The organism is Arthrobacter sp. NicSoilC5 (assembly GCF_019977395.1).
Lineage (GTDB): Bacteria > Actinomycetota > Actinomycetes > Actinomycetales > Micrococcaceae > Arthrobacter.
The window spans coordinates 2845191-2862550 of the sequence record NZ_AP024660.1 but is presented as its reverse complement, the minus strand read 5'-3'; the positions used below and the strand labels follow the sequence as shown (position 1 = coordinate 2862550).

Genomic DNA, 17360 nt, shown 5'->3' with positions numbered 1-17360 from the left:
GCGGGTGCTTCCCGCCGTCGTCCTCTTCAGTTTTGCGGTGTGGCTGCGAAGGCCGTTACTTTACGTGGTTGCCCAGCTCGCGGAGCGGGGTCTTTGCAGTTTCGCGCGCCCACCAGGCGCCCGCCACCGCGAGGATCGAGGAACCTGCCACGATCCAGGCTGCCGGTCCCCAGTTCGCCTTGTCGGCACCCACCAGGGCGGTGCCGAGCAGCGGGGTGAAGCCGGCGCACAGGATGCCGACCTGGAGTCCGATTGCCATGCCGGAGTACCGGACCTTGACGTTGAAGAGCTCGGAGAACCAGGCCGGGTAGATTGCGTTGGACATGGAGTAGGTGCCGGCGGTGATCAGCGTACTGGTCAGGAAGATCATGGGGATGTTTCCGGTGGAGATCACCCAGAAGTAGACAAAGATCATGGCGCCGGAACCGAGCACGCCGCTGATGAAGATGGGGCGCCGGCCAAAGCTGTCGGACCAGCGTGCCATCAGGGGCTGGCTGGCGATCGCCAGCACGTTGCCCAGGATGCTGACCCAGAGCATGGTGGAGGCGGGGACGCCCACCGACACCGCATAGGCCAGGCCGAAGGACTGCATGAACGTGTTGGTGACGGTCTCGAAGGACATCAGCGCCACCTGGAAGAACTGGGCCGGGTGCGTCTGGAACATCTTGGCGAAGGGGAGCTTCACCAGTTCCCCGTGGTCATGCTTTTCCTCAAAGACCTCCGGCTCCTCCAGCGAGCGGCGGACCAGGTAGGCGACGATCAGGACCACCAGGGAGAGCCAGAACGGGATCCGCCAGCCCCAGGCGAGGCGGTCCGCCTCGCTCATGGCGGCCACGGGCAGGAAGGCCAGGGACGCGAGGACGATGCCGGCGGAGATGCCGCTCATGGCGAAGCTGGCGAAGAAGCCGCGGCGGCCTTCGGGTGCTTCCTCCGTGGACAGCGCGGAAGCACCTGCGGTTTCCGCTCCGGCCGACAGGCCCTGCATCAGGCGCAGCACCACCAGCAGTGCCGGGGCCCAGTAGCCGGCTGCGTTGAAATCGGGCAGGGCGCCGATCAGGAAAGTGGCACTGCCCATGAGCACCAGGGTGAGCACCAGGGTGTTCTTGCGGCCGATCTTGTCACCGAGATGACCGAACACCACAGCTCCGAAGGGCCGTGCGACGTAGGCGACGCCGAACGTCGCAAAGGAGGCGATAAGGGCCACCGTGGGATCGCCGGCCGGGAAGAAGATCTTCGAGAACACAAGCGACGCGGCGGTGGCATAGATGAAGAAGTCGTAGTACTCCAGGGCGCCGCCAAGGAAGGCAGCCAGCGCGGCTTTCCGGGCGCGCTTGAGCTGGCGTTGTGCTTCAGGCGTTGACTGCGCCTGGGCTCCTGCTGCGATGTGGGTCATGGTGGGGTTCCCTTCCACGCTGAAGGTGGGGATCTGTCATTATTTGTACGCAATGCGAACAGGTGTGCGGAATGCGCCTAGAAAGAGGATACTAGGCCGTGACGCCAATCACAACGGCAAAAGGAAAGGTGCATCATGGCCGAACGACGCGGGCACGCATCCCGGCTGGTCCTGATCGGTTCCGCCGCATCACAGGCCATGTCCCCCGGCCTGTGGAATCCGGTCCTGCAGGAACTCGGCAGCGGGTGGACCTATGAGGCCTGGGACGTGGCGCCGGACGCCGATCTTGGCGCCGTCCGGCGCAGGCTCCTGGAACCGGACATCGTGGCGGCCAACGTGACCATGCCGCACAAGCACTGGGCGGCGGAAACCGCTGATGAAGCCACCAGGCCCGTCCAACTCAGTGGTGCCTGCAACCTGCTGGTACGGCAGGACCGCCGGCTGGCGGGGCACAACACGGATGTTACCGCCGTGGGCGTCCTGCTGGAGGGCTGGTACCAGCGCCACGCGCTGTTGCTGGGTGCCGGGGGAGCAGCCCGGGCGGCCTTGATCGCGCTGAAGGACAAGGTGGGAAGAGTGTCCATTGCGGACCGCGATCCCCACGCGTCGGAGGAGCTGCTGGACCTCGCCAACGGCTTCGGCATCGAGGCCCGGGCCGTCACCTGGCAGGAGGCGCAGGATCTGGCGCCCGGGGCGTCCCTGATTGTCAATGCGACTCCTGTCGGGAAAAAGGCCACCGACGGTCCGGTCTGGGGCGGCGCCCGGCTGGCCCCCGATGCTGTGCTCTACGACTACGTCTACGCCGGCCATGCCACTGCCAGCGTGGAGCGGGCCATGGAGCTGGGGGTCCGGTGCATCGATGGGTGGGACCACCTCCGTGAGCAAGCCGTGGCCATGGTGCCCCTCCTCGGCCTGGACGGGCGGGCCTGCCAGCTGCTGGAGCAGACCCTGGGAGAGCTCCGGGAAAAGCACTGAAAGGCGGACGCGCCGAACGATAAGATCAAACAGGCACCGCAGGCCGGCAGGCCGGCGCAGGCACGCCAACCGTTCAGAGAGGAACAGCAACGTCAATGGAGGAGCAGGCAGCCTACTTCGTGAAGTCGGTTGAGAAGGCATTCGACGTCCTGCTCGCTTTCACTCCGGACCAGCCCCGGCTGACCGTGTCGCAGGTGGCTGCCCGGACGGACATGACCCGTGCCTCCGCCCGCCGCTTCCTGCTGACCCTGGCGGACCTCGGGTACATCCGCGCCGAGGGGCCGGCCTTCGAACTCACGGCCCGGTCCCTGGACGTCGGCCGTTCCTACCTCGCGGGCCTGACCTTGCCCAGGGTGGCCGAGCCCCATCTCAGGGACCTGGCGGCGGAGCTCAATGAAACAACAGCCCTGTGCATCCTCGACGGCGGCGACGTGGTCTACGTGGCCTGCGTGCCGTCTCCGGGGCTGCTCAGCGTTTCCATCACCGTCGGGACCCGCTTCCCGGCGTGGGCAACCTCCATGGGCCGCGTCCTGCTTGCCGGGCTGCCTGGCCCACAGCTGGAGGAGTACCTCCGGTCGGTCCAGCTGCGCCGCTTTACCGACCGCTCAATCGGCAGTGTGGAGGACCTCAGGGCAGAGGTGGAAGCGGCGCGGACCAGGGGCTGGTCCATGGTCTCCCAGGAACTCGAAGAGGGCCTGCGCGGTGTGGCCGTCCCGGTCCGCCGCGGAAACGAGGTTGTTGCCGCGGCCAATGTGTCCCTGCAGACACACCGGGCAGCGGCCCGGGATATCGAGGCAACGGTCCTCCCGCAGCTGACGGAGGCCGCGCGGCGCATTGCACTCGATTACGGCGGTCCTGCCGTCCGCGCCGTTTAATCCACGTACCGCAGCCCCGCCGCTTCAAGCGGTCCGCGCATGTTGTAGATGTCCAGGCCGAGCTCTCCTGCTGCGAAGCGCCCGCGCTTGGCTTCTTCGTTCTCTTCGCGTTTCCTGGCGGCTGCCGCTACTTCGGCGGCGCGGGCGGCGGGCACCACCACCACGCCGTCGACGTCGGCAATCACCACGTCCCCGGGGGTGACCAGTGCGTTGGCGCAGACCACCGGGACGTTCACGGAACCGAGCGTTGCCTTGACAGTGCCTTTGGAATTGATGGCGCGGCTGAAAACGGGGAAGTCCATGGCCTGGAGTGCTGCGACATCGCGGCAGCCGCCGTCGATGACCAGGCCGGCTGCGCCCTGTGCCCGGAGCGACGTTGCCAGCAATTCGCCGAAGAAGCCGTCCTCGCATTCCGTGGTGCACCCTGCCACCACCACGTCTCCGGGCCGGAGCTGTTCGGCTGCAACGTGCAGCATCCAGTTGTCGCCGGGCTGGAGCAGGACGGTGACAGCGGTGCCGCACAGGGTGGCGCCGGGGTAGACGGGGCGGATGTAGGGCCGCATGAGCCCCAGGCGGCCCATGGCCTCATGCACAGTGCTGACGCCGAACGCGGAGAGGGCCTTGACGGCGTCTTCCCCGGCGCGGGTGATATTGGTGTGGACCACGCCGAGTTCCTGCATCATTGTTCCCTCCGAAGGCATGTCACCGGCCCTGCTGCGTGAGCAGGGCGTCAAGGCGTGGATAAACGTTGCGTGCGTTGTGTTCCTGGATGGCGCCCAGTTCGGCCTCGTCAAGGCCGGCGTCGTCGATGTAGCGTGCCGTGTCGTCGAAGTGGTGGCCGGTCCACGGGTCGATGTCCCGGACCGCGCCGATCATCTCGGAGGCGAAGAGGATGTTCTGCGTCGGGATGACTTCCAGCAGCAGGTCGATTCCGGGCTGGTGGTAGACGCAGGTGTCGAAAAAGACGTTCTGCAGGAGGTGTTCTTCCAGTGCGGGCTTTCCCAGTGCCATGGCAAGGCCGCGGAAACGTCCCCAGTGGTACGGCACTGCGCCGCCGCCGTGGGGGATGACGAGTTTCAGGGTGGGGAAGTCCGCGAACAGGTCGCCCTGGATGAGCTGCATGAACGCTGTGGTGTCCGCGTTGAGGTAGTGCGCGCCGGTGGTGTGGAAGGCTGGATTGACGCTGGTGCTGACGTGGACCATGGCGGGGATGCCGTACTCCACCATCTTCTCGTAGACCGGGTACCAGTACCGGTCCGTCAGGGGCGGGGCAGTCCAGTGGCCGCCGGACGGGTCCGGGTTCAGGTTAAGGGCCACGGCCCCGTAATCCTCCACGCAGCGGGTCAGTTCAGGGAGGCAGGTCGCCGGGTCCACGCCGGGGGACTGCGGAAGCATCGCGGCCGGGACGAACCGCTCCGGATAGAGCATGCTGACCCGGTAGCAGAGTTCGTTGCAGATGGCAGCCCACTCGGCGGAAGTTTCAAACGACCCGATGTGGTGGGCCATGAAGGATGCCCGGGGCGAGAAGACGGTGAGGTCGATGCCGCGCTCGTCCATGAGCCGGAGCTGGTTCGCCTCGATGCTCGCCCGCAGGTCGTCGTCGGAGATCTTCACATCGGCACGGGATGGGGGCGGCGAGGCATCCTGCAGCGCTGCCACCTGGCGCTCGCGCCACTCCCCAAGGGCGGCTGGGGCCGTGGTGTAGTGGCCGTGGATGTCAATAATCATCGCGCATGCTCCTGGCAGGGGCGCCTGCAGAACGACGCCGTGCTAACTCGATAACCGCACAAGCAAATGTTGTCAGCAATATAGCTAACAATCAATGGTCAGCACGGGGTCCGGGCGGCCGGGTCTGGAGTACGCTGAATCCGGAAAATTGTCAGCAAAATTGGCAACCGGCTGAACAGGGAGATGGTGGGCTGTGGAGACCATGGACGGAACGGGCCGGACCCTCACCGCCGCCGAACTCGCGGAGCTGCTGCGCACCGCCATCGTCAGCGGCGAACTGGTCCCCAACCAGCGCCTGGTGGAAGGCGACCTCGCCGCCGAGTATGGAGCCAGCCGGGGAAATATCAGGGTGGCGCTCTCGGAGCTGAGCGTTGAAGGCCTCGTGGAACGCGTCCAGAACCGGGGCGCCAGGGTGCGCGCCGTCTCGGTGGACGAGGCCGTTGAGATCACTGAGGTGCGCGCAGCCCTGGAAGCCCTTTGTGCCCGCAAGGCAGCCGAACGGGCCACGGACAGCGACATCGCCGAACTGCAGGAGCTGGCAGCCCGGATGAAGGGCGCCGTGGACCGCGGAGACCGCGAGTCCTACTCGGAAGGCAACCAGGCGATGCACGAAAAGATCATTGCCATGAGCGGGCAAAAGACCGCCGCGGCAACCATCCAGCGGCTGCGCGGACAGGCGGTCCGCTTCCAGTTCCGGCTGGCGCGCCAGCCGGGGCGCCCGGCCGTCTCGCTCCCGCAGCACCTTGCCGTCATCGATGCCGTCTGCGCCCATGACGCGGACGCCGCCGCCGAGGCCATGCGCGTCCATCTCGAAAGCGTGGCGGACGCCATCCGCGCCAGCAACAAATAACCCGCCCGCCGCGCCAAGGGACGCCCAGCCCCGGGAGGACGCGCGCTGACAGGCGAATCGTTACCCACAAGCTCCCCGCCGACTACTCCCGCCGAGGGCCGCCGCGCTCTAGACTCAACCCAACTGCGTGCAGCAGAGCCGCTGCACAGCTCGTCAGGAAGAGGAGTCGGCGGGTGAAACTGGGGATTCCGCGGGAACGCAGGGAGGGCGAGCGGCGTGTCGCCGCCACTCCGGATACTGTCAGGGAGCTGGCGGGGATGGGACTGGACGTCCTGGTGGAAACCGGGGCAGGGGACGGCGCGGGACATGCCGATCCCGCCTACCAGCAGGCCGGCGCCACCATCGTCCCTGTACTGGACACCTCAGCCTTGGATGTCCTGGCCCACGTCCGGCCCCTTGACCCGCACACTGCCGCGTCCCTGCCAAGGGGAGCCGTGACGGTGGGCCTCGCGTCGCCATCGTCCGAACTGCCCGCGGTGCAGGCGCTCGCTGACACCGGAGTGACTTCCTTCGCCCTGGAACTGGTGCCCCGCATCTCCCGCGCCCAGTCCATGGACGCCCTGACCTCCCAGGCCCTGGTAGCCGGTTACCGGTGCGTCCTGGAGGCAGCCATCAGGCTTCCCCGGTTCTTCCCGCTGTACATGACCGCGGCGGGAACCATCCCGCCGGCCCGCGTCCTGGTGCTCGGCGCCGGCGTGGCAGGGCTGCAGGCCATCGGCACCGCCAAGCGGCTCGGGGCACGGGTCTTCGCCAACGACATCCGCCCCGCCTCCGCCGACGAGGTCGCCTCGATGGGCGGCACCTTTATCCGGCTGGACCTCGAAACCGCTGAAGCGGCCGGCGGCTACGCCAGGCAGCTGAGTTCCGACGCCGGCACGCGGCAGCGTCAGCTGTTGGCACCCCACGTGGCGCAGTCGGACGTCCTGATTACGACGGCGGCCGTCCCCGGGCGCCCGGCGCCCCTCCTGGTGACCCGCGGGATGGTGCAGGGCATGCGCCCGGGGTCGGTCGTCGTCGACCTCGCCGCCGAGTCCGGCGGCAACGTGGAGGGCTCCGTGCCCGGCCGGGACATCCCCATCCCCACCGCCGACGGAACGGGCCACATCACCCTGGTGGGGCTGAAAGACCCCGCCTCCGCCATGGCATCGGACGCCTCACGCCTCTACGCCAAGAACGTGGCCAACCTGCTGGCCCTCCTGGTCCGCGACGGGACCCTCGCGCTGGATTTCAGTGACGAAGTGGTGGCCGGCGCATGCCTCACCCACGCCGGGGAAGTGCGGCACCAGCCCACCGCGGACCTGCTGGCGGCACGGACGGCCACGGCTGCGGCCGGGCAGGAAGGAGCGCGCTGATGGACGGGATCGCGCTGCTGACCATCACCGTGCTGGCGGTGTTCGTTGGCTTCGAGGTGGTCTCCAAAGTCTCCAGCACCCTGCACACGCCCCTGATGTCCGGCGCCAACGCCATCCACGGGATCATCCTGGTGGGGGCCATCATTGTCGCCGGCCAGGCAGCGGACCCCTGGGTGCTCGCGGTGGCGCTGCTCGCCGTCGTCCTTGCCACGGCCAACCTGGTGGGCGGGTTCGTGGTGACGGACCGGATGCTGCACATGTTCCACGGCAAAAAGGACGCCGTGAAGGCGGGCGCCCAGCCCAAGGCAGGCAGCAAATGAGCCTCCTCGACCCCGTCTGGACTTCCCTGCTTTACCTCGCCGCTGCGGTCTGCTTCATCCTGGCCCTGCGCGGACTCAGTTCCCCGCGGACGGCCCGCCGCGGAAACCTGGTGGGGGCACTCGGTGCGCTGATCGCCGTCGTCACTGTCTTCCTGTCCGCCCGGCTGGAGAACATCCCCTGGATCCTGGCCGCCATCGCCGTGGGTTCCGCGGTGGCGGCGCCCGTGGCCCGGCGGGTGAAGATGACGCAGATGCCACAGCTGGTGGCGCTCTTCAACGGGGTGGGCGGCGGCGCGGCAGCCCTGGTGGCGCTCCTGGAGTTGGGGCATGCGGACAACCCCTGGATGCGGGTGGCGATCGTCTTCACGCTCCTGGTGGGGGCTGTGTCCTTCGCCGGATCAGGCGTCACGTTCGCCAAGCTGCAGGAACTGATGACCACCCGGCCTGTCGTCTTTCCGGGCCTTCCCGTGGTGATGGCTGTGGTCCTCCTGGCCGCTATCGCCGCCGGCGTCGCCGTGGTCCTCACCGCTTCGCTGCCGCTCGCGGCGCTGTTGCTGGCCCTGGGCCTGGCCGCCGGCGTGCTGCTGGTGCTGCCCGTGGGCGGCGCCGATGTGCCCATCGTCATCTCGCTGCTGAACGCCTTCACCGGCCTGGCCGTCGCGGCATCGGGCCTGGTGCTGGGCAACGTCCTGCTGGTGGTGGCCGGCACCCTGGTGGGAGCCTCCGGCACCATCCTCACCCGTGCCATGGCGGCTGCCATGGGCCGGAGCGTGGCGGGCATCCTGTTCGGGGCTTTCCGGGGAGGTTCGACGGCGGGGTCCACGGCTGTGAGCGGGCGTCCGGTCCGCTCGTCTTCACCGGAGGACGTGGCAGTCCTGCTGGGGTACGCCCAGCGGGTGATTATCGTCCCCGGCTACGGGCTGGCGGTGGCACAGGGCCAGCACACGGCCGCGGAACTGGCGCTGGCCTTGGAAGCCCGGGGCATCGAGGTGGACTTCGCCATCCATCCCGTGGCCGGCCGGATGCCCGGCCACATGAACGTCCTCCTGGCGGAAGCCAACGTGCCCTACGAGTCGCTCAAGGAGATGGGCGAGATCAACCCGGAGTTCAAGACCACCGATGTGGCCCTGGTGGTAGGCGCCAACGACGTCGTGAATCCGGCCGCCAAGACGTCCTCCGGGTCGCCGATTTACGGCATGCCCATCCTGGAAGTGGCCCAGGCGCGGCAGGTGGTGTTCCTGAAGCGCTCCATGCGCCCGGGCTTCGCCGGCATCGAAAACGACCTGCTGTACGAGCCCCAGACCTCCCTGCTGTTTGGTGACGCCAAGGACTCCCTTGCCCAGGTGCTGGGTGCGGTCAAGGCGTTGTAGGCCGCCGCGCTGCGCCGGACCGCCCCCGCGGCGGGATACCCTTCTTTCAGAAGCCTGCTTTCCATTCGCCATTAGAGGACGCCATGACTGAGACCAGCTCCACTTCGCCCAAACGTGCCGCCATCATCGTCAATCCCGCCAAGCCGGTGGACATCGACGTGCGCGGCCTGGTGGCCAAGCACTGCGTGGAAAACGGCTGGGGCGAAGCCATCTGGCTGGAAACCACCAAGGAGGACCCCGGGGTGGGCCAGGCCAAGGAAGCGCTGGCGCAGGGCGCGGACATCGTCATCGCGGCCGGCGGCGACGGTACTGTCCGTTGCGTCGCCGAGGTGCTGTCCGGCGGCGATACCCCCATGGGCCTGCTGCCCCTGGGAACCGGCAACCTGTTGGCCCGCAACCTGGGCATGGACGTCACCGACTACGACGGCGCCATGGCCGGCGCCCTGATCGGTACCGAACGGAAGATCGACGTGGTCCGCGCCCGCCGCAGCGACCCGGATAAGGACCAGCTGTTCCTGGTCATGGCCGGCATGGGTTACGACGCCACCATCATGGCGGACACCAATGAGGACCTGAAGGACAAGGTGGGCTGGCTCGCCTACGTGGACGCCGGGATCAGGAACCTGCCCGGCAAACCCGTCAAGGCCACCGTGGTGATCGACGGCAAGCAAGTGGTGCACCGGGGCGTCCGCAGCGTGATGGTGGGCAACTGCGGCAAGGTCCAGGGCGGCCTGGAGATCTTCCCGGACGCCAAGGTGGACGACGGCCTGCTGGACATTGCCGTCCTGGCGCCGCACCACGGCAAGCTGGGCTGGCTGTCCGTGCTGGCCGGCATCATCGGCAAGGGCAAGAACAGGGACACCGCCGTGGAGTACTTCCAGGGCAAGACCGTTGAGATCACGCTGGAGCACAAGGACGACTACCAGCTGGACGGAGACCACGAGGGCGAGGGCAAGCACGTGCTCATGACCATGGAGCCCGGGGCCCTCACCCTGCGCATGTAGGGGCCTGCTGCTTCAGGGAGGTTTTGGGGCAGGTCCGCTAGCCCAGCAGCCGTCCCCAGCGTGGGTCCAGCAACGGCGCGCCTGCCAGTTTCAGGGCGTGCCAGAGGGTGACGGCCACGGAGTCCAGCACGGGAATGCCGGTGGCTTCCTCGATCTCTGCGGTGATGTTGGCTCCGTAAAGGTTGGTGCACAGGTACACCAGTGCGTCCGGTGCCGCGGCAGCCAGTTCCAGGGAGCCCGGGCGCATCTCGTCGTCGGTCACCCGGGCAAAGGACTCGTTGTCGCTCAGGCCCAGCGCCCGGTGGTCCACGGTCTTGATGCCTTCACGCTCGTAGGACGCGATGACCTGGTGGTTCACGTCCCCGGTATAGGGCGTGAAGAGGCCGATCCGCTCGGTGCCGAAGGCCCGGAAGGCCTCAAGGTAGGCCAGCGTGGAGGTGGTGGCCGGGATCCCGGTGGCGGCAGTGATCCCGCCGGCCAGTTCCTGGTCGTGGGCTGACCCCAGCCATGAACCCGAGGTGCCGTTCCAGGCAATCACGTCCACATCCGCCGTCGCCAGCAGCCTGGCTGCCTCCTCCATGACGGCGGGGTCGAACTGCCGGTTGGAGGAATCGTCCAGGGCGATGCGGGTGACCGGGATCCTGGTGAAGTGCACCGTGACATCGGTGCGGCTGCCCAGGATGCGGTAGGTCTGGGGTTCCAGGCAGGTGTTGGAGGACGGCACGATCATGCCGATCCTGCGGGGGCGTGTGGTTGCGGGCATGGGGGCTCCTAGCGGACGGCGGCAGGCAGGTGGGAGGCGTCGGCGGCGGCGGACTGGTGCTGCCGGAAGCCGTTGCGGTTGACGAAGCGGCCCACGGCGCCGGGGTCGTGGAAGCCGTCTGCGTCCAGGACCACGCGCCCGTTGGAGACCACGACGGCGGGCCAGCCCGTGAGTGCCTTTCCGTCGAAGGGCGAGAAGTCGGTTCCCATGTGCAGGGCGCCGCCGTTGACCGTGCGTTCCTCTGCAGGATCGAAGATGACCAGGTCGGCGTCGAACCCCTCGGCGATGCGGCCTTTGCCGGGGACGGCGTTGATCCGGGCCGGCTCCGCAGCGAATGCGCTGACGAACTGCTCAACGGTGGCGCCGGCGGAGGTCATGGCGGTGAACGTGACGGGCATCCGGGTTTCCACGCCGGGCAGCCCGTGGGGCATGGCGCGTACATCATCGGTGCGCTCGCGCTTCTGGGAGAGGTCGTAGCAGGAGTGGTCGGAGGACATGGTGTGGATGGCGCCCGAGACCAGCCGCTCCTTGAGGGCGGCCACGGTTTCCGCGCTGCGCATGGGCGGGCAGCAGGCGAACCACTCGGGGAAGGTGGAGGCGTAGACGGTGTCGTCCAGCGTGACGTAGTGCGGGCAGGTCTCGGAGTAGGCCTCGAGCCCGCGTTCCCGTGCCTGGGATACCAGGTCGACGGCTCCGGGCGTGGACTGGTGGACGAAATAGACCGGCGCGCCGGTGTATTCGGCCATGGCCAGGGTTTCCTTGACGGAGATCTCCTCGGCCAGTTCGGGCCGGGTCCGGTGCAGGTGTTCGATGCCGATCCGGCCGTCCTGGGCGTGCTGTTCGGTGCAGTCGGCGATGATGGGATCGTGCTCGGCGTGGATGTAGGCCAGGCCGTCCAGCCGCACCATTTCGCGCATCACCTTCAGGATGGTGCCGCCGTCGGCCATGGTGGTGCCGCGGTTGGTGGTGTACATCTTCACCGAACGGACGCCCTCGGCGGCCAACTGCTCCAGCTGCCACGGCACGGTTTCGTCCCAGCTGACCACGGCGCCGTGGAGGGCCACGTCGCAGCGTGACTGGGTGGCCAGTTCCTTCTTGTGCAGGACGGCGGCGAGCGGGGTTTCCTGGGCGTCGCGGGGGATGCCGAAGTCGATGATGGTGGTGGTGCCGCCCCACAGTGCTGCGGTGGATGTGGTCCGGTAGTCGTCGACGGTGCGGAAGCGGCCGGTCACCTGCGCCACGTGGCAGTGTCCGTCCACGCCGCCGGGGATCACGAGCTTGCCCGTGGCGTCGATGGTGCGGTCTGCCGCCGGGGCGGGTTGGGCGGCGCCCACAAGGGCCGCGATCCGGCCTCCGGAAACCACGATGTGGGCTTCCTGGCGGCCGTCGCTGTTGACCACGGTGGCGTTGGCTATGACAAGTTCTGGCTGGTGGGACATCGGTGTCCTCCTGGGGTTTGGGTCGTGTGGTTCAGGCCGTGGGCTGGGGTGTGCCGGCGCGTTCCTGGCGGGCGGCGAGGGCCGCGTCCAGGTTGCCGGACAGGCCCTTGCGGTCCTTCGCCGGGGGCGGGGCGAAGGCTCCGGCGCGGTGGGTTCCGGACTGCAGTGCGGCCACGGCCTCCGAAATGCGGATCCCGGCGGAAATGCCGTCAACCACCGGGACGGGGATCTGGCCGTTGAGTTCGCGGGCAAGCCCGGCCAGAGGGGCGCCGGCGAGGATCACGACGTCGGCACCGTCCTCGGCCACGGCCTGCCGGCCCAGCGCCAGCAGGGTTTCCCGGAAGTCCTGCTGCACGGAAGCGATGCTGGTGAGGGAGTCGTTGATGGAGCGGATGGAAGCCAGCCGGCCGGACAGGCCGAACCGCTCCACGCACTCGCGGTACCAGGGCTTGATCCGGTCCGAGATGGCGATGATGGAAAAACGGTGGCCCTGCAGGGCGGCTGCGCACAGTGCAGCCTCGGTGATGCCGATGACGGGGATGTCCGCCAGTTCCTTGAGGGCCGGCATGCCCGGATCCCCGAAGGCTGCCACCACCACCGCATCCACCGGGTCTGCTCCGGGGCGGGTGTGTTCGGCGATGATTTCGGCCACCGCGCCGGCGGCGATGAGGGATTCGACGCGGGTCTCGATGTATTCGACGCCGTGGCCGGCCGTCCGGACCAGCAGTTCAGTGCCGGGGGAAGCGGATCGGAGCGCCTCGGATTCGATCAGCGCCGTGACATCTGCGCTGATGTTGGGGTTGATGACCAGGAGTTTCATTTTCTCTTCCGGTGGAATTCTGGTTCGGTCTTTTGGAAGTCCTCAGGGAACTGGTCCCGGTACTTTCCAATGTGGGAGGCGGACTGGGCGGCTGCCTTGTCCGGATCGCCGCTGGCGATGGCGGCATAGAGTTCGCGGTGTTCGCGGATGAGCTCGGGCAGGTCGCTGACGTGCCGGAACAGCCAGTGCATGCGGCCCTGGAGGGGCTCCAGCGCGGACTTGAGGAAGTTGTTGTCTGCGATGGCGGTGATGGCGTCATGGAATTCACTGTTGGCGCGGTGCGCCTCCATCACCGCCCCCTTGGCCAGGAACGCCTCCGCGTTGTCCAGCAGCCGCTTGAGGTAGGAAAGGTCGTCCCTGGTGGCCCGCTTGGCGGCGAGCCTGCAGGCCAGCACCTCCAGGGACTGGCGGACGTCGAAGAGGTCCTCCACATCCTTGGGGCTGAGGCTGCTGACTTCGGCGCCGCGGGCGCCGCGGTCACTGATGAGGCCTTCCTGGCGGAGCATGCGGAGCGCTTCGCGGACCGGCAGCCGGGATACGGAGAATTCGGCTGCGAGGTCGCGCTCCACGAGCCGCGTGCCGGGAGCGTAGTGTCCTTCGAAAATCCGGGTGCGGAGGGTGTCCCGGACAGTCTCGCGGAGGGGGCGGTCCTTGTCCTGGGTCTCTTCTGCGGTCAGCATGATGCTCCATTCGGATTTTGTGCGGCACTGCTCCCGGCTGCGGGGGCATGTGTTTGCAGGTTTCCCTGCGAGGGTCAGCTTAGACAGGAAGCCGCTTGTTGTAGTTCAGGGTGAGCACTGATGCGCCCATGATCACGGCGGAACCCACGAAGTACAGCAGCGCCCAGGTGTAGGAGCCGGTGGCCCCCACGATCAGGCCAACGACGATGGGGGTCACGAAACCGGAGATGTTGCCGCTGAGGTTCATGGCACCGCCCAGAACGCCGGCATTGGTGCGGCCGCCCAGGATGGCGGGGATGCTCCAGAACAGGCCCACCCAGCGCAGGAAGAACAGGACCAGCGAGAGCAGGACCACGGCGGTGGTGGCATCAGGGACCACCGTTACGCCCACCAGGCCGCCGATGACCACGGCGCTGGAGATGCCCAGGAGGGTGCGCATGACCAGGTTGGCGGAGGCGCCGGAGGCGCGCCACTTGTCGGCGATGGTGCCGCCGATGATTTCGCCGACGAACCCGGCACCGAAGATGACCAGCGTGGACCAGCCGATGGTCTTCAGGTCGAAGCCCTTGGCCTGGGCCAGGTACAGCGGGCCCCAGGTCAGCAGGCCGTAAAAGACGCCGTTGAATCCCAGCCAGCCCAGGCACATGGCCCAGAAGGAGCGGAACTTCAGGTAGGGGAGCAGGCCGCGCTTGCCCTTGCTGCCGTCCATGGCTGCTTCGGCGTCCTCGGCAGCATGCGAGGCTTCGATGTAGGAGGCCTCGGCGTCGTTGACGCCGCGGTGCTGGCGGGGATTGTCCCGGACATACCACCAGACGGCCAGGCCCATCAGCACGGTGGCGGCACCGGCGATGACGAAGGACCAGCGCCAGCTGCCGGTGGAGGCGATGAGGCCGGCGATAATGATGCCGCCCAGCCCTGCTCCCAGGGGTGCGCCGGCGTCAAGGATGGTGGCGCCGCGGCCCCGTTCGGACTTGTGCATCCAGATGGCGTTGAGCTTTCCGCCGGCAGGCATCACGCCGGCTTCGGTTACGCCGATTCCAAGCCGGGCGATGAACATGCTCAGGAAGCCGCCGGCCATGCCGGACGCCGCTGTGGCAGCACCCCAGCCGATGCAGGAAGCGGTCATGACCTTGCGGGGACCGAATTTGTCGATCAGCCAGCCCACGGGAACCTGCATCAGGGCGTAGGTCCAGAAGAAAGCGGACAGCAGCAGGCCCACCAACTCCGGAGCGAGGTTGAATTCCTTCTGGATGATGGGCAGCGCGACAGAGATGGAGCCGCGGTCGATGTAGTTGACGGAAACCAGAACGAGCAGGAGCAGGAACATCTTCCAGCGGACGGAGGTGCGCCGTTGCGTTCCGCCCTTTCCGGATTGTTCGGTGGTTTGGGGTGCGGCCTCGTCGGACGTGGCCGTTGTTTCGGTGTTTGGGATGGACACAGCTTCTCCTTCACGGGGAAGTTTACGGATGGGAGGGTTCGAAAAGATGTGTGGTGCGTCGCGGGCAGGATGGGGCCGGCCTGCGGAGTGGGAGCGGCCGCTGGACGATCCGGAGCGTGGAGCGGATACTCTTTTGGGATCCCAAATTGGGATCCCAAAATCAAAGGTAGAAGTGACTCCCGCCACTGTCAAGGGGTTTCACGGTCCGATGAGCCCGGATGGCCTGCAAACGGATTGTGACTGCCCGTGGACCTAGGCGCGGGAGTCCTCGCGCCGGTGGGACAGGATCTCGGCAAGCTCCGCCAGCCGGTGCGCCCGGGCCGATTCGGCCGGGGTGAACGGCTCGCCCGGCCGGGCAAAGGTGATGGGGCCATGCCAGGCCGTGGGGATCTTAAGCCGGGTGCCGTCGTCGGCCGCTTTGGTGCCGGCGTCCGACGGCGGCACAATCGTTGCGTGCAGCAGCTCGGCCACCGCCAGGGGCAGTTCCTCCGGTGCAGCCGCGATCCTCGAGGCAAGGCTCAGGGCCCTGGTCTGCCCGTCCGCCATGGCCAGCGCGGTGGTGGGCCAAACGTGCGAACGGCTCCCGCCGCCGTCGGCAAGCGCGGCCAGCAACTCACGCTCGCCCACGGTCCCTGGAGCCGAGAGCACGAACTCGTCCAGGACCCCTCCCGGCACCGGGTGGACGTGGATGCCGAGGATATTGGTATCCAGCCGGGACAGCGCCCGCGTGACCCGCTGCAGCGATCCCGGCTGGTCCTGGAGCATCGTCCGCGCCCGCCACAGCGCCGGGGCGGCGGCCAGCCGGCGGCGGTGCCGCAGCGCGGGGGCATGCAGCCAGCCGCGCAGGATCCGGGCGGCGGACGGCTCGGCCACCCAGATCACCAGGACCGTGGCGGTGAGGGTCAGCACCAGCACCTTCGCCACGTAAGGGAGGTGCGTCTCCACCACCAGCGCATGCACCAGGAGCTCGATGGGCAGCATCGCGGCCACGTTCGCCAGGGTCAGCCGCGCCTTGGGCGGTTCCGGCATCCGGCCGCAGACTTCACAGCTCAGGTCAGCGGCGGGCGAGTTGTGCGGAGGGCGCTTCATGACTCAAGCATCATGGGGCGTTGTTTCCGCCGCATTGCCTCCCGATTCCGTTCATGGGAACGTGCCGGGCGGTCCCGGGGGTCTGGGCCGTAGGATTTACCAGGAACGTCAGCGCGGCCGCCACCCCGGAATCCACCCCCAAGGAAGGCGCTGCCCCCGTGAAGATGCTTGCTGAGATGTTCAGCATCGCCCCCGGCAACAAGGACCACCACCCGGCACTGAGGTGCGCCGTCGGCGTCTTCGTGCCCCTGATCACCCTGGTGCTGCTGGGCAGGCTGGACCTGGCAATCTTCGCGTCGTTCGGTGCCTTCACCGGAATCTACGGCCGCGGAGAGCCGCACGCCGTCCGTTTTGTGCTGCAGCTGCGCGCCGGGCTGCTGATGCTGCTGGTGATCCTCCTCGCCGCGCTCGCCGCCCGGATGGGTCCAGCCTGGGGCCTGGATGCCGCCGCGCACACCTGGCTGCTGGTCCTGGCCACCACCCTGGTGGCCGGCGGGTGTTCGGTGGCGATCTCCTGGCTGCGGCTGCGCCCGGCGGGCTCCCTCTTCCACATCTTCGCCTTCGCCGCCATCGCCTCCATTCCCAACCAGCCGCCGCTGTGGCAGGGCATGCTGGTCGCGGTCCTCACCACGGTGTTCGCCCTGCTCATCGGCTTCTCCTCCCGGATCCTTCCCAGCCACCGCACCCCTTGGGCCAGGCCTCCCCGCATCCGGCGGACCCCGGCGGAGAAGCGGACGGCGTGGCTTGAGGGTTTCGGCTACCTGGTGGCGGCAGGCCTGGCCGGCTCGTTGGCCACGTGGGCCGGCGGCCGGCTCGGCTTCGGCCACAACTACTGGGCGATGGTGGCCGCCGTGGTTCCACTGGTGGGGCACACCACCAGGCACCGGGTGCGCCGCGGCATCCAAAGGATCATCGGCACGGTGCTGGGCCTGCTGGTCCTGGCAGCCGTCTTATTGGTGGGCCTGCAGCCCTGGCAGACGGTGCTGGTGATGGCGCTCTGCCAGTTCGGCGCGGAGATGTTCATCATCCGCCAGTACCTGGTGGCCCAGGTGTTCGTCACACCCCTCGCGCTGGTGTCCACGCTCCTGGTGGTCCCCGCCTCGGCGTCCATCCTGCTGCGGGACCGCATCATCGAGACCGTCATTGGCGCCGCCGTCGGCATCGCGGTGGTGCTCGCCCCCGGCGCGTGGCGGCGCCTGCGGCGCAAGCCGGAGCAGGGCCCGACGGCGGCGTGACAGCCGTCCGGTAAAGCGCCTGTGGGTGC

At 68.0% G+C, this 17360-nt stretch carries 17 protein-coding genes; 8 read left to right on the top strand and 9 right to left on the bottom strand.

The window, feature by feature from the left end; translation table 11 throughout:
- Positions 1-55: 55 nt before the first annotated feature.
- Positions 56-1393, bottom strand: a complete 1338-nt coding sequence (locus LDO22_RS13395; RefSeq protein WP_159629585.1) for an MFS transporter — start codon at positions 1391-1393, stop codon at positions 56-58.
- A gap of 135 nt (positions 1394-1528) precedes the next feature.
- Between LDO22_RS13395 and LDO22_RS13390 the strand changes: the two genes are divergently transcribed.
- Both LDO22_RS13390 and LDO22_RS13385 read left to right on the top strand, forming a co-directional pair.
- Positions 1529-2368 carry a shikimate dehydrogenase gene (locus LDO22_RS13390; protein ID WP_224023795.1) on the top strand — a complete coding sequence of 280 codons (840 nt, stop codon included), beginning with the start codon at positions 1529-1531 and terminating at the stop codon, positions 2366-2368.
- 95 nt (positions 2369-2463) lie between these two features.
- Positions 2464-3243, top strand: a complete 780-nt coding sequence (locus LDO22_RS13385) for an IclR family transcriptional regulator C-terminal domain-containing protein (protein ID WP_159629588.1) — start codon at positions 2464-2466, stop codon at positions 3241-3243.
- Here the strand turns inward: LDO22_RS13385 and ligK are convergent.
- Both ligK and LDO22_RS13375 read right to left on the bottom strand, forming a co-directional pair.
- Positions 3240-3923: a 4-carboxy-4-hydroxy-2-oxoadipate aldolase/oxaloacetate decarboxylase gene (ligK, locus tag LDO22_RS13380; RefSeq protein WP_159634988.1), complete on the bottom strand. Its 684-nt coding sequence runs from the start codon at positions 3921-3923 to the stop codon at positions 3240-3242. The two genes, LDO22_RS13385 and ligK, sit on opposite strands and share 4 nt — an antisense overlap.
- A 22-nt stretch (positions 3924-3945) precedes the next feature.
- A complete protein-coding gene (locus LDO22_RS13375) occupies positions 3946-4971 on the bottom strand; it encodes an amidohydrolase family protein (protein ID WP_224023793.1) in 1026 nt (341 codons plus the stop codon).
- A gap of 202 nt (positions 4972-5173) precedes the next feature.
- Here LDO22_RS13375 and LDO22_RS13370 point away from each other — a divergent pair, with 202 nt between their 5' ends.
- From LDO22_RS13370 to LDO22_RS13350, 5 genes are all read left to right on the top strand, one after another.
- Entirely contained in the window at positions 5174-5821 is a 648-nt protein-coding gene (locus tag LDO22_RS13370) for a GntR family transcriptional regulator (RefSeq protein WP_224027240.1), read from the top strand.
- Between the two features lie 173 nt (positions 5822-5994).
- Complete coding sequence (locus LDO22_RS13365; protein WP_224023791.1) at positions 5995-7173, top strand: Re/Si-specific NAD(P)(+) transhydrogenase subunit alpha; 1179 nt, start codon at positions 5995-5997, stop codon at positions 7171-7173.
- Positions 7173-7493, top strand: coding sequence for an NAD(P) transhydrogenase subunit alpha (locus LDO22_RS13360; RefSeq protein WP_159629594.1), 321 nt, complete (start codon positions 7173-7175; stop codon positions 7491-7493). The genes LDO22_RS13365 and LDO22_RS13360 overlap by 1 nt, the downstream gene beginning before the upstream one ends.
- The gene (locus LDO22_RS13355; protein WP_224023789.1) at positions 7490-8863 is read left to right on the top strand and encodes an NAD(P)(+) transhydrogenase (Re/Si-specific) subunit beta; all 1374 of its coding nucleotides are present in this window, start codon (positions 7490-7492) and stop codon (positions 8861-8863) included. The genes LDO22_RS13360 and LDO22_RS13355 overlap by 4 nt, the downstream gene beginning before the upstream one ends.
- Before the next feature lie 83 nt (positions 8864-8946).
- Positions 8947-9867 carry a diacylglycerol kinase family protein gene (locus tag LDO22_RS13350; protein WP_159629597.1) on the top strand — a complete coding sequence of 307 codons (921 nt, stop codon included), beginning with the start codon at positions 8947-8949 and terminating at the stop codon, positions 9865-9867.
- 37 nt (positions 9868-9904) lie between these two features.
- Here the strand turns inward: LDO22_RS13350 and LDO22_RS13345 are convergent, their stop codons facing one another.
- The 6 genes from LDO22_RS13345 to LDO22_RS13320 all read right to left on the bottom strand — a co-directional run bounded on the left by LDO22_RS13345 (position 9905) and on the right by LDO22_RS13320 (position 16096).
- A complete protein-coding gene (locus LDO22_RS13345) occupies positions 9905-10630 on the bottom strand; it encodes an aspartate/glutamate racemase family protein (RefSeq protein WP_224023788.1) in 726 nt (241 codons plus the stop codon).
- An 8-nt stretch (positions 10631-10638) separates the two neighbouring features.
- Positions 10639-12069: an amidohydrolase family protein gene (locus LDO22_RS13340; RefSeq protein ID WP_224023785.1), complete on the bottom strand. Its 1431-nt coding sequence runs from the start codon at positions 12067-12069 to the stop codon at positions 10639-10641.
- A 31-nt stretch (positions 12070-12100) separates the two neighbouring features.
- Complete coding sequence (locus tag LDO22_RS13335; protein ID WP_224023783.1) at positions 12101-12889, bottom strand: aspartate/glutamate racemase family protein; 789 nt, start codon at positions 12887-12889, stop codon at positions 12101-12103.
- Positions 12886-13569 carry a GntR family transcriptional regulator gene (locus tag LDO22_RS13330; RefSeq protein WP_224023781.1) on the bottom strand — a complete coding sequence of 228 codons (684 nt, stop codon included), beginning with the start codon at positions 13567-13569 and terminating at the stop codon, positions 12886-12888. The genes LDO22_RS13335 and LDO22_RS13330 overlap by 4 nt, the downstream gene beginning before the upstream one ends.
- Before the next feature lie 79 nt (positions 13570-13648).
- Positions 13649-15007, bottom strand: coding sequence for an MFS transporter (locus LDO22_RS13325; protein WP_224023779.1), 1359 nt, complete (start codon positions 15005-15007; stop codon positions 13649-13651).
- A 252-nt stretch (positions 15008-15259) separates the two neighbouring features.
- Positions 15260-16096, bottom strand: a complete 837-nt coding sequence (locus tag LDO22_RS13320; protein WP_159629604.1) for an amino acid-binding protein — start codon at positions 16094-16096, stop codon at positions 15260-15262.
- A 158-nt stretch (positions 16097-16254) separates the two neighbouring features.
- Between LDO22_RS13320 and LDO22_RS13315 the strand changes: the two genes are divergently transcribed.
- On the top strand, positions 16255-17331 hold the full coding sequence (locus tag LDO22_RS13315) for an FUSC family protein (protein ID WP_224027239.1): 1077 nt from the start codon (positions 16255-16257) through the stop codon (positions 17329-17331).
- The last annotated feature ends 29 nt before the right edge of the window (positions 17332-17360 follow it).

What these genes read in the sequence shown, in the direction of transcription:
- LDO22_RS13395 (WP_159629585.1), bottom strand. Translation starts at nt 1,393, where the DNA reads ATGACCCACATCGCAGCAGGAGCCCAGGCGCAGTCAACGCCTGAAGCA.
- LDO22_RS13390 (WP_224023795.1), top strand. Translation starts at nt 1,529, where the DNA reads ATGGCCGAACGACGCGGGCACGCATCCCGGCTGGTCCTGATCGGTTCC.
- LDO22_RS13385 (WP_159629588.1), top strand. Translation starts at nt 2,464, where the DNA reads ATGGAGGAGCAGGCAGCCTACTTCGTGAAGTCGGTTGAGAAGGCATTC.
- ligK (WP_159634988.1), bottom strand. Translation starts at nt 3,923, where the DNA reads ATGCAGGAACTCGGCGTGGTCCACACCAATATCACCCGCGCCGGGGAA.
- LDO22_RS13375 (WP_224023793.1), bottom strand. Translation starts at nt 4,971, where the DNA reads ATGATTATTGACATCCACGGCCACTACACCACGGCCCCAGCCGCCCTT.
- LDO22_RS13370 (WP_224027240.1), top strand. Translation starts at nt 5,174, where the DNA reads ATGGACGGAACGGGCCGGACCCTCACCGCCGCCGAACTCGCGGAGCTG.
- LDO22_RS13360 (WP_159629594.1), top strand. Translation starts at nt 7,173, where the DNA reads ATGGACGGGATCGCGCTGCTGACCATCACCGTGCTGGCGGTGTTCGTT.
- LDO22_RS13355 (WP_224023789.1), top strand. Translation starts at nt 7,490, where the DNA reads ATGAGCCTCCTCGACCCCGTCTGGACTTCCCTGCTTTACCTCGCCGCT.
- LDO22_RS13350 (WP_159629597.1), top strand. Translation starts at nt 8,947, where the DNA reads ATGACTGAGACCAGCTCCACTTCGCCCAAACGTGCCGCCATCATCGTC.
- LDO22_RS13345 (WP_224023788.1), bottom strand. Translation starts at nt 10,630, where the DNA reads ATGCCCGCAACCACACGCCCCCGCAGGATCGGCATGATCGTGCCGTCC.
- LDO22_RS13340 (WP_224023785.1), bottom strand. Translation starts at nt 12,069, where the DNA reads ATGTCCCACCAGCCAGAACTTGTCATAGCCAACGCCACCGTGGTCAAC.
- LDO22_RS13335 (WP_224023783.1), bottom strand. Translation starts at nt 12,889, where the DNA reads ATGAAACTCCTGGTCATCAACCCCAACATCAGCGCAGATGTCACGGCG.
- LDO22_RS13330 (WP_224023781.1), bottom strand. Translation starts at nt 13,569, where the DNA reads ATGCTGACCGCAGAAGAGACCCAGGACAAGGACCGCCCCCTCCGCGAG.
- LDO22_RS13320 (WP_159629604.1), bottom strand. Translation starts at nt 16,096, where the DNA reads ATGAAGCGCCCTCCGCACAACTCGCCCGCCGCTGACCTGAGCTGTGAA.